11 protein-coding genes are annotated in these 13,548 nt (G+C 43.7%); 6 read left to right on the top strand and 5 right to left on the bottom strand.

The genetic code is table 11. The features are described 5' to 3' along the window. The first annotated feature begins 98 nt into the window (after positions 1 to 98). Positions 99 to 1,031, top strand: coding sequence for a nucleoside recognition family protein (locus tag ACMXYX_RS13080; RefSeq protein WP_415896780.1), 933 nt, complete (start codon positions 99 to 101; stop codon positions 1,029 to 1,031). A 15-nt stretch (positions 1,032 to 1,046) separates the two neighbouring features. Here ACMXYX_RS13080 and ACMXYX_RS13075 read toward each other — a convergent pair whose 3' ends face one another. Next, complete coding sequence (locus tag ACMXYX_RS13075) at positions 1,047 to 1,247, bottom strand: transcriptional regulator (RefSeq protein ID WP_415882068.1); 201 nt, start codon at positions 1,245 to 1,247, stop codon at positions 1,047 to 1,049. A 399-nt stretch (positions 1,248 to 1,646) separates the two neighbouring features. Beyond that, the gene (gene purT / locus ACMXYX_RS13070; protein WP_415896779.1) at positions 1,647 to 2,828 is read right to left on the bottom strand and encodes a formate-dependent phosphoribosylglycinamide formyltransferase; all 1,182 of its coding nucleotides are present in this window, start codon (positions 2,826 to 2,828) and stop codon (positions 1,647 to 1,649) included. 118 nt (positions 2,829 to 2,946) lie between these two features. Between purT and ACMXYX_RS13065 the strand changes: the two genes are divergently transcribed. After that, a complete protein-coding gene (locus tag ACMXYX_RS13065) occupies positions 2,947 to 3,471 on the top strand; it encodes a hypothetical protein (RefSeq protein ID WP_415896778.1) in 525 nt (174 codons plus the stop codon). Between the two features lie 190 nt (positions 3,472 to 3,661). After that, entirely contained in the window at positions 3,662 to 4,066 is a 405-nt protein-coding gene (locus tag ACMXYX_RS13060) for a phnA protein (protein ID WP_415882065.1), read from the top strand. Positions 4,067 to 4,069: 3 nt separating this feature from the next. Here ACMXYX_RS13060 and ansA read toward each other — a convergent pair whose 3' ends face one another. From ansA to ACMXYX_RS13045, 3 genes are read right to left on the bottom strand one after another with little or no spacing between them, the layout of a single operon-like run. Continuing rightward, positions 4,070 to 5,086: an asparaginase gene (ansA, locus tag ACMXYX_RS13055; RefSeq protein WP_415882064.1), complete on the bottom strand. Its 1,017-nt coding sequence runs from the start codon at positions 5,084 to 5,086 to the stop codon at positions 4,070 to 4,072. Between the two features lie 60 nt (positions 5,087 to 5,146). Next, on the bottom strand, positions 5,147 to 7,615 hold the full coding sequence (locus ACMXYX_RS13050) for an EAL domain-containing protein (RefSeq protein WP_415896777.1): 2,469 nt from the start codon (positions 7,613 to 7,615) through the stop codon (positions 5,147 to 5,149). Then, the gene (locus tag ACMXYX_RS13045) at positions 7,612 to 9,255 is read right to left on the bottom strand and encodes a FecR domain-containing protein (RefSeq protein WP_415906083.1); all 1,644 of its coding nucleotides are present in this window, start codon (positions 9,253 to 9,255) and stop codon (positions 7,612 to 7,614) included. The genes ACMXYX_RS13050 and ACMXYX_RS13045 overlap by 4 nt, the downstream gene beginning before the upstream one ends. Before the next feature lie 192 nt (positions 9,256 to 9,447). Between ACMXYX_RS13045 and ACMXYX_RS13040 the strand changes: the two genes are divergently transcribed. The 3 genes from ACMXYX_RS13040 to ACMXYX_RS13030 all read left to right on the top strand — a co-directional run bounded on the left by ACMXYX_RS13040 (position 9,448) and on the right by ACMXYX_RS13030 (position 13,502). Continuing rightward, positions 9,448 to 10,278 carry a hypothetical protein gene (locus ACMXYX_RS13040; RefSeq protein WP_415896775.1) on the top strand — a complete coding sequence of 277 codons (831 nt, stop codon included), beginning with the start codon at positions 9,448 to 9,450 and terminating at the stop codon, positions 10,276 to 10,278. A gap of 202 nt (positions 10,279 to 10,480) precedes the next feature. After that, positions 10,481 to 12,928, top strand: a complete 2,448-nt coding sequence (locus tag ACMXYX_RS13035) for a putative bifunctional diguanylate cyclase/phosphodiesterase (RefSeq protein WP_415896774.1) — start codon at positions 10,481 to 10,483, stop codon at positions 12,926 to 12,928. A gap of 238 nt (positions 12,929 to 13,166) precedes the next feature. Further along, positions 13,167 to 13,502, top strand: coding sequence for a hypothetical protein (locus tag ACMXYX_RS13030; RefSeq protein ID WP_415896773.1), 336 nt, complete (start codon positions 13,167 to 13,169; stop codon positions 13,500 to 13,502). Positions 13,503 to 13,548: the final 46 nt, after the last annotated feature.

Genomic DNA, 13,548 nt, shown 5'->3' with positions numbered 1-13,548 from the left:
GTCTTACCAATTGACAAAAAATATTAGGAATAGCTGGTTTAAGGGGTAAGGGCTAGGTAAAATTCCTGGCCTAACCACTTTTTAGAGACCTTGCCCCCGTGGATCAAATTGTTGAGCTAATTCTTGAATCTGGCCGTTCTGGCTTAGATATGGGGTTGTATATCCTACTGCCGATCATGGTTGTGATGTTGTCACTCATGAAGCTATTAGAGGCGAAAGGTGTACTTTGCTGGATCTCTAATATGTTGGCCCCAGTTTCTCGCATCTTTGGTATTCCAGGCCTAGGTGTATTGGCGATGTTAAAGCTACTGTTTGTCAGCTTTATCGCACCTTTAGCCACCTTAACTTTAATGGATAAAAACGGTACTTCGCGCCGTTATATCGCAGCTACATTAGCGATGGTGTTAGCCATGTCACAAGCTAATGCGACTTTTCCGCTAAGCGCTGTGGGTTTGGATTTAGGAGTGACCTTGCTTACCTCTGTTGTGGGAGGCTTAGCCGCTGCAGCGTTTACCTATTATCTTTTAACGCGAAACCTGACTGATCCAGATACTCAAGAAACAGAGATAGCAGCGGAAGCTGGCAGTAAAAAGTCGGTTATGCAGTTACTTGGCGAGGGTGGTAAAGAGGGGATGAAGCTTGTTCTCGATATGCTACCCATGCTGATTTTAGCGATCTGCTTCGTCAATATCTTAAAGGTAACTGGAGCGATCGGTTTGTTAAGCTCGGCACTAGCACCTGCTTTGGGTTTGATCGGTTTACCTGAAGCCACAGTGCTTCCATTGGTGACTAAGTTTATTGCTGGTGGCACGGCCTTTATGGGCGTGACAATCGATTTGGTCAATCAGGGCTTAATCACCGTCAATGAGCTAAACCGTATGGCCGGTTTTGCAACCAACCCACTTGATGTTCTCGGTGTCGCTATCTTTGCAGCTGCTGGCAAACGTATTGGGCAAGTCATTAGATATGCCGTATACGGTGGTTTATTTGGTATGACAGTTAGGGGAATCATGCACCTGATTATTTTCTAAATCAGGTCCACTTTTTTAGCGGTTCAGGACAAGTTGCGGACCTATCTTGCCCGCTGGAATGGTGTGTTTTGCAAATACGCCGTAGATATGTCCACAGCTGTCACAATAAGCGACTTGGAACCAGGCATGGCTGTCTTTGGCTTGTTCGGTACTGTCTTTAGAGACAATGTGTTCAATACCTTCTACCTTACATTCTGGACATTTTGGTTCAGCCATTTCGCTTATCCTTATTAGTTTTGAGCGTTTGTACTTTGGAACCTGCGAATAAGTCTAATACTTTCTCAGTGGGTTATAAAACGACCAGATACACGAAAGCCAGTGCAGCGAAATGTCTAGACCTTTTCAAGCTGGCTGACAAAGTAGATGGTCGTTTTAGACCCCACCCTTTGGGGCTTTCAGAGCAACTGAATCACTTTGTTAATGATTTTCGACAGGCAACCAGCATGCCTGTAATCATTTCCTCGTGCTTCAATTGCTCTGTAAGCCTGTACCCAAGGGGCATAGCAAAGTCGTATAAGACTTGTTCTTAGGTTCCTTAGTTATCCAGAAACGCTAAAGGTTCCATAAAATTCAGGCAGATACGAAGATCTGCCTGAATTAGGAAAGTTTGAACTATTAAAGCTCAACATTCATCGCGGTAGAACCACGAATCGCTTTCTCTTTAGCTTCTGTCACGCTGTTGTCACGCGCTAGTACCACACCCATACGGCGTTGACCTGTTACTTCAGGCTTGCCGAATAAACGTAGTTGAGTGTTAGGCTCTGCAAGTACCTGCTGAAGGTTACCAAAACGTGCTTGTTTGGATTCACCTTCAACCAAAATAACACTGGATGCAGAAGGGCCGTGGAAATGAATATTCGGGATTGGCAAACCTAGAATTGCACGTGCATGTAGCGCAAATTCGGATAGATCTTGAGAGATCATCGTTACCATGCCAGTGTCATGTGGGCGAGGAGATACTTCACTGAAGTAAACGTGATCGCCTTTGATGAACAGCTCAACACCAAAGATGCCGTGACCGCCAAGTGCTGCTGTAACTTTCTCTGCGATATCTTTAGAGACTTCCAGCGCTTTGTCGCTCATCTCTTGTGGTTGCCAAGATTGGCGGTAGTCACCACCCACTTGAACGTGACCAATTGGTTCACAGAAGCTTGTTTGGCTATCGTGACGAACAGTGAGAAGCGTGATTTCATAATCGAAATCAACGAAGCCTTCGACAATCACTTTACCTTTACCAGCGCGACCGCCTTCTTGAGCATATTGCCAAGCTGCTTCTACTTCGTCTTCTGATTTAATCGTGCTTTGGCCTTTACCAGAAGAGCTCATGATCGGTTTTACAACACATGGAATCCCCACGTTTGTAATCGCGTCTTTGTACTCTTCGTAGGTTTCAGCAAACTGGTATGGAGACGTTGGAATATCCAATTCTTCAGCAGCTAAACGACGGATCCCTTCACGGTTCATTGTCAGTTGAGCTGCACGAGCTGTAGGTACAACGTTGAAGCCTTCGTTTTCTAGCTCAACCAGTGTATCTGTCGCGATCGCTTCGATCTCTGGAACGATAAGATCTGGCTTCTCTTCTTCGATCACTTTACGAAGTGCTTCGCCATCTAGCATGGAGATAACGTGGCTACGGTGAGCTACCTGCATTCCTGGCGCATTTGGGTAGCGATCTACAACGATAACCTCCGCTCCCAAACGCTGTAATTCGATGACAACTTCTTTACCTAGTTCGCCACCACCACACATTAATACACGGGTAGCTGAAGTTGATAAAGGGGTCCCTATGTGCAGCATTGTCCAATCCTCTGCGTGAAAAAATTTCAAGCATTATACGGTGCAAATCGCGCTAATCACCAGCAGAAAAAAGGGTATAAACTATACTCTAAAAGTGTTGTTTTTAGGGTTAAGGGTCATGAGAAGGCTAGTGTTTCTCGCCCCTACGGTGTCACAAGTAAATTCTGTTGTGGCTGACTTTCTGGCGGTTGGGATCGAAGACGAATCTATTCACTTTATAGCTGAAGACGCATCTCTAATCGAGAAAATATCAGCGCGCGCCGCGACCGACATAGAAACAACCGAACGTGAAAATGATCTAGATTGGGGCATGGTTGCAGGAGGCAGTTTTGGCCTCGCAGCTGGCCTTGTGGCAACCACAGTGTTAGGTCCGGTTGGCTCAGTAGTCAGCGGTGGCACAGTGGTCATAAGTAGCATCCTTGGAATAGGTTTAGGAGGATGGCTCGGAAAGCTGGTTGGTGAAGACACTCCGGTACATTTGCTGGCAAAGTATAAGCATGCTTTACAGCAAGGGGGTGTGCTAGTCATGGTGGATATTCCCGCAGAGCGAATGACGGAAACTCATAAGTTGATACGGCAGCATTGCCCTAAAGCGTTAGTCGAGATTATTCACCTGCACTGGGATCATCAACAGGCTGCATGACATAGATAGACCTTTTGCCTGAGAAGGCCGATTAGTCGGAGTATCCATCCGGCAGAAAGGGGCGATACCGTTCATGGTATCGCCCCTTGTTATTTAAGGCTCAGAGACTCTCGCCATTATTTTTTTAGATTTCTTTCATATAACAGCGTTTATGCTATTTCTTAAATAGGGAAGGAGAAGGAGATGTATTATGTCCAGAGGTCACGCACGATATCAGGAGAGACATCACGGTTTATCGTTATTTGGCAAAGATCTGGTGCGCCGTTGTAGTTCTCATTGTGAGTTATGTAATGCGCAAGGCGTGAAATTAGGCATATTTGAGGTGCCGCCTATTTTGACGGAGCCGAACTTTGAACATTGCATCATGATTTGTGATGTTTGCACGCAACAGATTGAGCGCCCTAAAATACGTGATAATAATCACTGGCGCTGCCTTAACAGTTCTATTTGGAGCCCTGTGCCTGCTGTAAAAGTGATGGCGATTGCTATGTTGCAAAACATTGCTCAGCAGGAACGTTGGGCAGTTGAGCTGCTTGAGCAGGTATATTTAGAGCCTGATGAACAAACATGGTTAGAGGAAATTGATATCCCCTAATTGCTAATCAGTATCTATTTCGCCACACAGACTGTTAGGGAATTGTTTCCGAATATCTTCCACAGATAACTTGTTTGCTAACAGATAATGAAGCTTGCAGAAGGCTGCTTCTAAGGTCATCTCTCCCCCAGAAATAACACCGATCTCATTTAAAGCTTCGCTGCAGGCATATTGTCCTTGGAGAATATCCGCTTGTAAGCACTGGCTGATATTAACGATAACAATCCCATTTTCGTGAGCTTTATGCAAAGCGCTCAATAACGCTTTGTTGCTATCGGGTAGATTACCAACGCCGTAGCTTCTAAGGATAATTGCTTTTAATCCTTCACTTTCGAGAAGGCTAGATGCTAGTTGTCCACAGATACCGGGATAGATCGGCAAGATAGACACCGCTTTAGGATCAAACGGTGGCGAGATGAAATTCTCTTTCTCTGTAGGAAAAAAGAGCCTGTTGTGCAACTCAATATGCAAACCGATCTGACCAAGCCAAGGAAAATTAGGGCTATCGAACGCATCTAGCCCGGTAGCTTTCACTTTACTAGCGCGGTTTCCGCGTAAAAGTCTTCCGCTAAAGTAGATGCAAACTTCATTAATGGGATGAAATGCCGCCAAAATCATCGATGTGATTAGATTATCTAGCGCATCATTCCGTAATTCAGACAGAGGAATTTGCGAACCTGTAAAGATCACAGGCTTGTTTAACCCCTGAAGTATAAATGACAGCATAGAGGCACTGTAAGCCATGGTGTCAGTGCCATGCAGGACGATAAAACCATCATATTTTTCATAGTGTTGGATAACCAAATCAGCGATCTTGCTCCAGTGTGATGGTTCAAGGTTAGCGCTATCGATGAGCGGGTTTAGTTCAATCATCTCAAAATCAGGCAGGGCTGAATGGTGAGAGTGTGCTAGTCTGCTGCGAATGACATCTTCAAATCCACTCATAGGGACATAGCCTTTATCAGAGGCTTGCATGCCGATGGTGCCGCCAGTATAGATGAGTAGAACGTTTTGACTCATTTCCAATCTCCAGAATTAACCCGTTATATATACGTTGAACGGTGGAAGATTAAAAGCGGTTCAATCGGATTTTTGGCTTCGATCATTAGGGGTGAGATAGCGAGATTGGTTGATTAATTTGGAGATATCGCGAGAAGGAAGCGGTTTACTAAAGTAAAATCCTTGTAGCTCATCACAGGTTTGCGTGAGCAGGAAACCTCGTTGTTGTTGAGTTTCGACACCTTCAGCAATGATCTGGAGTTTGAGGCTGCGTGCCATTGTGATAATCGCTTGGGTTATCTCTGCGCTTTCCGCATTTTTATCCAAATCGCGGACAAAGCTTTGATCGATTTTGATGCGATCCAAAGGAAACTGTTTCAAATAGCTTAAGGAGGAGTAGCCCGTACCGAAGTCATCTATAGCAATCTGTACGCCCATCTCTTTTAAATGGTTAAGCGTAGAGATAGTTTCTTGATGGTCTTCCATTAAGGCTGTTTCTGTTAACTCGACTTCAAGTAGCTGTGGAGATAGTTGAGTCTGTTGCAGTATACGCTCAATTTTTTCGATAAGTTTTTCGTCACGGAACTGCACAGCCGACAAATTGACGGCGATACGTATCGGCTTGTCATTTTGCCAATTCCATGCGGCTGCTTGGTGGCAGGCGGTTTCCATAACCCATTCACCAATGTCGATGATCAATCCGCTTTTCTCAGCGATTGGGATAAATACTGCTGGGGATATAGGTCCACGCCTTGGGTGATTCCAACGTAATAAGGCTTCTAGGCCGATAACTTGTCCGGTTAAGCTTAACACTTGAGGTTGGTAATAAACTTCAAATTGATCCTGACTTAAAGCCTGATGGAGATCGGCAACTAACGACGACTCATCAAGGATTTGTTGTTTCAGGCTGGTGGAATAAAAACAGAGTTCCCGTTTAGGGTTTGATTTTGCTTTCTGCATAGCTGTATAGGCGTTATTGATTAGAGTGTCGCATTCGTTGCCATCTTGGGAATACAGACTGATGCCGATAGACGGTTTAAAGAAGAAATGTTGATCTTGCAGTTGAAAGGGTAGGCGAAGTAGCTGTAGTAATCGGCGGCCAATTTGCTCTGCATTACTTTGATCAGCCTGCTTTGGCAACATCACTGCAAACTCGATCCCACCTAAGCGCGCCACAGGGTAATGGAAACCTACAGCGGTTTTTATTTGCTGAGCTGCTATATTTAGTGCGCTATCACCTGCCGAGATACTCAGTCGGTTATTTACCTCTTTAATACCGCTCAGTTGTATAACTAGAAAAGCAATGATTTCAGCTTCTTGCGCTTCAGCGATCGCAGTATCAAGCTGGCTTTTTATCATCTCGCGATTAGGTAGGTGAGTAATCGGATCAAAATTCAGCTGTTGATATACTTCTTTGTTTAGCTTTGTGATCTGTCGCTGTGAGGCGTTATAGCGTTTCCAGCTAAGAAGAATAAAGAATAAAATTTGTAGAGCTAGCGCATTGGTAGGTGCAAACCATAGCTTTAGCTCATTAAATAAGGTGATGGTTAGGCCAATGGTTACTGCAATGGCAAAGAGTATGCTTAGTGGGTAATAACGTCGCGGCAATAGATGCATAAAAGGTAAAACAGTAAGTGCAAGTCCCAGCGTTATAAGTAGATTGACAGTAGGTGTGAGTTCAAATAAAAATCGTCTATCCATTAGAGCCGCTGCAATATTGGCATTTAATTCAACGCCCGGCATTCGCTGATGTTGTCCTGAGACTGGTGTGCTAAGCGAATCACCCATACCTGATGCAGTGGCTCCAACTAACAGTGTTTTGTTTGCTAGCTCCTCTAGAGCTACTGTACCGTTAAACACATCGATATATGAGTAGCGCTGGATAGTTCCAGGGGGGCCATAAAATGGAATCAAAAAGGGGATCTGGCGAAGCCAGCCTAAGCCCGACGGGGACGCAGATTTTTTAAAAGGGAGATTGGTTTGTGCCTCTTGGGAGCTTTGGTAGAGCGCTAGACCCAAAGTTGGCCAATGAGGATCGCCTAAGCCCGCATAAAGATAAACTCTTCGACTAATGCCATCTACATCTATTTCAGTATCTACATGACCAATGCCATCACTGGGCGCGGCTAAAGTCGGGATAGGTAGTAGCTCTTTGATCCCTTCAGGGGTGTCTGATTTTTCGGGCGCCATTGCTAAAATTACGCGGCCATGTTGGGCGATTGCTCTGGCAAAGTCCTGATCGGCTTCTGGACTGTCTGTTTCAGAAAAGAGAATATCGAAGGCAACGGCTGAGGTATTAGCTTCTGTAAGTTGTGAAAGCAGATCAGCGTGGACACTTCGACTCCAAGGCCAGCGTCCTAATTGAGATAAACTAGCGTCATCTATTGCAATGATTGCGATATTTTCAGGTGGATCATCCGCTTCCTGAGATATCAGGGTGTCGTAAGCAATAAGGTCAACACGTTGGAGTAGGGAGCTATTATAGCCGATCACAATACTGAGAAAGAGTAATCCCAGAATTATCAATTGTTGTAATCGGCGTTTAATCATAACAGCAAAATGGTCAATACAAATGATCCAAATACATAAACCCAACTATCACTCGGAGGAGGGGTAAGCTCCTGAGTTACACCCCAAGCACCTGCATAGCCATCATCGGCCAATGCTCTTACTCGGATGTAGCGATAACCTTCGGGCCGAGGAATAGCTATTTCTGGTTCTGCCACGGTTGTATCTGTAAGGATAGTTGCAAATTTACGATCACGGGCAATTTGTACCTGATAGGTTTGCTCATATTCGCTGGACGCCCATGACAGTTTTACCTCTTGTTCATCTTGTTCTAGCTCAGGCTGAGGGATTGCCGGTATAGGCTTAACATCAAAAACTCGAGTATCGCTGTACGGGCCTTGTTCTCTTTTGCTATCAACACTCGCCAGACGCCAAAAATAGGTTTGTGATTCGACCAAGCCTGTCAGATTTAGGTTGGGTGTGGTTAGGCCTGAATCAGATGTAACAATATTTTGGAAGTTAGCGTCTGTTGCTATCTCTACTACATAGCTTTCAGCATCACTTGAGCGGGTCCATTCTAATAACGGTGTTTGTCCTCTAAGCGTCGCTTTATTCGCTGGCGTTATAGGGAATGGTGGTTGTGGGCGCGCATTCAGAATGATTTCTTGGTTTGTTGCGAAACCTTCAATGCCATCATGATCGATGGCTCTAACTTGTAGATAATAAGTATTGTCTGCGAGGTCTGGCAGATTGATTCGGTTACGAGGGCTGTGACTATCCCATAAAATCGTTGTCATCTGGTCTGATTTTGAAAGCTGCGCGCGGTAATTGGCTGCTTTTGAATTTTCATTCCAGCGAACTTCATAACCCATTTGCTGTATCTCTTCCGGGAGCTCTAGCAGCGTTGGTGCGGGTTGTAGCTTCTTAGGCACCATTGGCGCTTTATTCTTTTCAACGGTTGTACCGAAGCCTGATCTGACTAAACGTGTTCTTTTAGCGCCTTTTACAGCAACTCCGCCTTCAAGCACTTCGATACGTGCCGAATTGCTATCAGCTGAATACGCGGTACGAAACTCAGTGCCTCTGACAGCCGAAATGGCTGCAGGGGTATGGATTTCTAAACGAGCTCCATCACCCCTTTGTGGCTGTGCTACGGTGTCAATTTCTCCCGAGATCAGTTGAACTCGAGAATCGACCATACCTGTTTCACCGTATTGACGTAGGTGATTAAAGCTAACTTGTGAGTTTTGTAACACCAGCATCTCACTACCATCTGCGAAACGGACAATAACACTCGCTTGGTTTCCCGTAAGCAACTGATCGCCCAAGTTAAACTTTGATTTGAGCGTGAGTACCTCTTGGCTATTGTCAGTGTGCTTGATTATTGTGGCATCCCCTTCAATCGCAGTCGCAACGGCAGAGGCTGGTTGAGACTTAACCCAAGCAAGAGGGACCCTAAGTTTGGTGTTTTCGGGAATGCGTTTAGGGTCAGTAATATTGTTAATTTTCTGGAGCTGTTTCCAATAGGACGTTTTGTAGAGATGTTTTTGGCTAAATTCGGACAGAGTGTCCCCTTCTACCACTGAATAAACCCATTCTTGGGCCATCGTATTTGGTGCTACTAATAGCAAGCATGACATTGCTATAGCGCGAGGTAAATTTATAGGGAAATTAGTAGCCATAATCAGAATCCTTTGATTATTTCTGTGCAAATGCTGATCTAGATTAGAACAGAATTTTTTAGTCAGGAGTTAAGTTTGAGTTACATCCCTTTAGCTTATTAAAAAGTATAAGTCATAACGCGATTTTAGAGTGCTTTTCCTGTCATAATGTTTTAATCATGTTAGCTGCTTAATTTCGGTCCGGATAACAGAATGTCTGAAATACCTGAAACTTTATCGACTTCAGCTTTAGCTAAGGCACTCAAGAAAACAACGAAGCAGATGTTTGCTGAGTTAGAAACCTTAGGATGGATTGAGCGTCACGAGGATGCGTGGAAGCTAACGGCCAAGGGTGAGTTTGAAGGTGGTAAGTACCGAGAAAGTCAGAAATTTGGTCGATATATTATTTGGCCAAGAGAGGTTACGGAGCATAAAGCCTTATCTAGTCCTGATGCAGGTTTACTGAGTGTAACTCAATTAAGTAGGCATTTTTCACTGAGCCGTTCTGTCATGGAGCAAGTTCTTCATGAAATGGCTTGGATTCGTGCAAATAAAAAAGGTTGGCAAGTGACCTCTTTAGGTGAGAAAAATGGTGCTTATCAACGGGAAAATGCGTCCACAGGAGTTCCTTATGTCTTATGGTCTGATGCTGTATTGGATCATGAGGTATTAATTGAATGGATAGAAGAAGTTAAAGTTGGTTTAAATAGCCAAGAACTGATCTGTTGCGATGGTCATCTAGTAGCGAATGAAGCAGAACGCCTAATTGATAATTGGTTATATTTATCTGGATTAGCACATGCTTATAAGCGACGTCTCCCGTTAACTGAAAGGATTTTTGCTGATTTTTATCTACCTCAATATCATCTTTATATTGAATATTGGGGGGATCAGGTAACAGCGAGAGAGCTATCTGCTAAGATGCGTAAAAAAGAGCTTCTTAAAGCAAATAATTGTGCCTGTATTGAAATCCAGGATGAAGATTTATTACAGTTAGATGAAGCATTAACTAGGAAGTTACTAAAGCATAATATTGAAATTTGAAGTCTGTTCCTAAGCCTTACGCATCCATGGATGTTTGAGCGTGATCCGAGCCTTATACAGTCTTGCTTAGAAATGCGTCAAAAAACAAAATAAAGGCGTTAAAGAAGTATATCTAATCTATGCTGAAGTGAGGGCTCTTAAGCTGCTGCGGGCTTAATTAGGGAGTTTGATCACTGGTATATATTAAGACAGTGGAATCTGGATGTCAGAAGTGTTCAAAGTTAAACAGCGATTAGCTTTCAGGCTAGCCAAATATTCAGTCGTTATGGCGTTTGTCATTGGCCTAGTTTTGACTTCTGCCCAAGTTTTGGAAGATTTTCACGAGCAAGATAGTCAGTTTGATAAAACCATTAATAAAATCCTTAATGCTAGTAAGCCACCAGCGACCCGTGCAGTACACACTTTAGACCATACACTCGCTAAAGAAGTTGTCTTTGGTTTGATGCAATATTCGTTTATTGCTGAGGTGAAAATTTCGGATGAATTAGGGGAGGTCCTTGCTTCACAAGTAGTACCTGACCCAGTAAAGAAGTCTTCTACGCTTTGGCTAACCGAAAAAATCTCCAGCGCTCATAAAACCTATACTCTAGACCTTCAGGCGCCTGGCTTTGTTGATATAGCACCAGGAAAACTTCAGGTAATTGTCAATAAAGATCAAGCATTTCAGCCATTTTTTGAGCGTGCATTAACGATCTTTGTTGCTGGTTTAGTACGTAATGTGCTGCTAGCAATCTGCCTCATTGCGATTTTTCATGTTGTCTTAACTAAACCTTTAGCCAGGTTGGCGCGTCAGTTTGCAAGTGTTGACCTAAATGATAGTAAAGGGGTCAAACTACAGGTATCTGATGTACATAAAGAGACCGAGTTAGGTCTACTAAATCATGCGGGCAATGAATTTATCTCTACTGTTCACAATTTATTAAATGAATTAAGAGAGAGTCATGAGGCGTTGTCTAAAAGTGAAGACCGTTTAACTCAATTGATCAATCAGGTCCCGCAGTTGATCATGGCAATTAATAAAGATGGCGATATTTTATTTGCGAATCGTCAGTTTGCTGAGTTTTACCAACGGCCAGTGGCGGAAATATCTGGTAATGCTTTGCTCACTCTCCATCCCTATATTGAAGAGGTAGCTGAACTTGAGTCCATTCGTCGCTGTGTTGAGGTACACCAAACCGAAGCGGAAATTAGTGACTTTACTTGGACTCATAAAAGCGGGAAAACTATGCACTATACCGTGCAGGCTGCGCCATTTGAGTATTTTTCTGAACCGGTAGTGTTATTTGCCGCGACAGATATTTCTGAACAGAAGATGGTTCAGGACCATATAAGCCATATGGCAAACCATGACAGTCTGACAGGGCTTCCTAATCGTACTCTGCTCAATGACCGTTTAGAGCTCTCTTTAGCGAATAGTCAGCGTAATGGTAAATGTAATGGTTTGTTATTTATCGATTTGGATCACTTTAAAACGATTAATGACTCTTTAGGGCACAGTGTCGGGGATCAGTTACTGAAAAAGGTAGCGGATATTTTGACTAAACAAGTACGAGCCAGTGATACGGTAGCGCGATTAGGCGGAGATGAATTTGTTATCCTTCTGCAGTCCTTTGATGGCAATGAAGCTGAAGTCACACAAGATATCGAACATGTATGTGAAAAGCTGTTAGAACTTTTGGCGGAACCTATAGAGGTTAAACAGCATCAGCTGCGTATCGGTGCGAGTATAGGTATTGTGCTTTATCCGCTTGCTGATAAGGGTATTGATGACCTAATGCGTTTTGCTGATACTGCTATGTATCATGCAAAGGAGAGTGGCCGTAATGGATACGCGTTTTATCACCATAATATGACCGCGGCTGTTGAAAAACAGCAGAATATGGAGAGCCAATTACATTCGGCACTAGAACGAGAAGAGTTTTGTGTTCATTACCAGCCTTTGGTTGATGTAAGCGGTGAGGTATTTGGCTTCGAGGCATTGATTCGTTGGCAGCACCCCGAACGTGGCTTAGTTCCACCGATAGAGTTTATTCCTAGTTTGGAAGTCAGTGGCATGATCGTTCCGGTGAGTAATTGGCTGATAGGTGAATGCTCAAGACAGATTGTGGAGTGGAAGAAAAGCGGTTTTTGGCGAGAAGGTTGGTACTTATCGATCAATATCAGTCCACTACAGTTCTATCAGGCAGATATGATTCCTGCATTAAAAGAGGCAATTACACAGGCTGGCGCAGATGTTAAAAATATCTGTTTAGAGATTACGGAAACGGTAGCTGTAGAGAATATTGAGTTTGCCGTTAGCCGCTTACAAAAAATTAGAGATTTAGGTATCAAGATAGCCCTAGATGATTTTGGTACAGGGTACTCATCATTGAGTTATCTAAAAGATCTACCAATTGATATAGTGAAGATCGATCGATCCTTTGTGCAGGAGCTGGGAGTAAACAGCAAAAGTCAATGTATTGTCGAAGCTGTGATCAATATAGCTAAAGCTTATAACCTCCGCGTTATTGCGGAAGGCGTGGAAACAAAAGAACAGTTAATCATGGCAAATAAAGTTGGCTGCCATGTTTTTCAAGGGTTCTATATTGAGAGGCCGCAGCCTCCAAATAGTCTTTGTGGCTCTTATTTAAAAGACTCGGTTGAAAGTTAAGACCTTGGCTTGGAACTTTATTGGTATAAAGACCTCTATAGAATGACCCTCGTTTTTACGTTAGAGTGGCTCCAAATTGAGACTGGATAATTCAATGCAAACAGCTTACCCCATGAGCAAACAGAGCAAAGTGATAGCGGCTATTAGCCTGCTATTTTTTGTATTGTATTGCTCCGTTGGCGTTTGTACCAATCTATTTGGCAGCTCAGTAGATAGTTCGTCATCTGGAAGCGTATCAATGAGTTCTGCTGTGTCGGGCGCAGATCAAGCCGATCACAGTATGCACATGGGTATGTCGTCGGATCAGCCTGTCGATAATGCATCCTTAGCTCATTGTGATGGTCAGCCCCAAAGTTGTGACTGGAGCATCAATCCAGTTGTTGATCCTGTAGCGGATGCAATTCCTGATATGACCTTCTTCTTGCAATACCTGTTATCAGGTGTTGTTCTGTTGTTCAGTTTTCTGCTAGCAACGGCACATAAGCTTTCTTACGGCTATTCCTTTGTAAGAGAACGATGTCGTTTTTCCGGTGTACCGAGGCTACACCTGCAACAGGCTGTGTTCTTAAATTAATTACCTGACCCTTTTTATATCGGTTACCGCCTATTTTGGTGGTGTT

It is taken from the genome of Neptuniibacter sp. QD72_48 (assembly GCF_047778065.1).
Taxonomy (GTDB): domain Bacteria; phylum Pseudomonadota; class Gammaproteobacteria; order Pseudomonadales; family Balneatricaceae; genus Neptuniibacter.
Note: the sequence above shows the minus strand (reverse complement) of the source record. Positions and strands in the feature narration are given on the sequence as shown.

Excerpts from the sequence above, each read along its gene's own strand:
- ACMXYX_RS13075 (WP_415882068.1), bottom strand. The coding sequence starts at position 1,247 with ATGGCTGAACCAAAATGTCCAGAATGTAAGGTAGAAGGTATTGAACAC.
- purT (WP_415896779.1), bottom strand. The coding sequence starts at position 2,828 with ATGCTGCACATAGGGACCCCTTTATCAACTTCAGCTACCCGTGTATTA.
- ACMXYX_RS13065 (WP_415896778.1), top strand. The coding sequence starts at position 2,947 with ATGAGAAGGCTAGTGTTTCTCGCCCCTACGGTGTCACAAGTAAATTCT.
- ACMXYX_RS13060 (WP_415882065.1), top strand. The coding sequence starts at position 3,662 with ATGTCCAGAGGTCACGCACGATATCAGGAGAGACATCACGGTTTATCG.
- ansA (WP_415882064.1), bottom strand. The coding sequence starts at position 5,086 with ATGAGTCAAAACGTTCTACTCATCTATACTGGCGGCACCATCGGCATG.
- ACMXYX_RS13050 (WP_415896777.1), bottom strand. The coding sequence starts at position 7,615 with ATGATTAAACGCCGATTACAACAATTGATAATTCTGGGATTACTCTTT.
- ACMXYX_RS13045 (WP_415906083.1), bottom strand. The coding sequence starts at position 9,255 with ATGGCTACTAATTTCCCTATAAATTTACCTCGCGCTATAGCAATGTCA.
- ACMXYX_RS13040 (WP_415896775.1), top strand. The coding sequence starts at position 9,448 with ATGTCTGAAATACCTGAAACTTTATCGACTTCAGCTTTAGCTAAGGCA.
- ACMXYX_RS13035 (WP_415896774.1), top strand. The coding sequence starts at position 10,481 with ATGTCAGAAGTGTTCAAAGTTAAACAGCGATTAGCTTTCAGGCTAGCC.
- ACMXYX_RS13030 (WP_415896773.1), top strand. The coding sequence starts at position 13,167 with ATGAGTTCTGCTGTGTCGGGCGCAGATCAAGCCGATCACAGTATGCAC.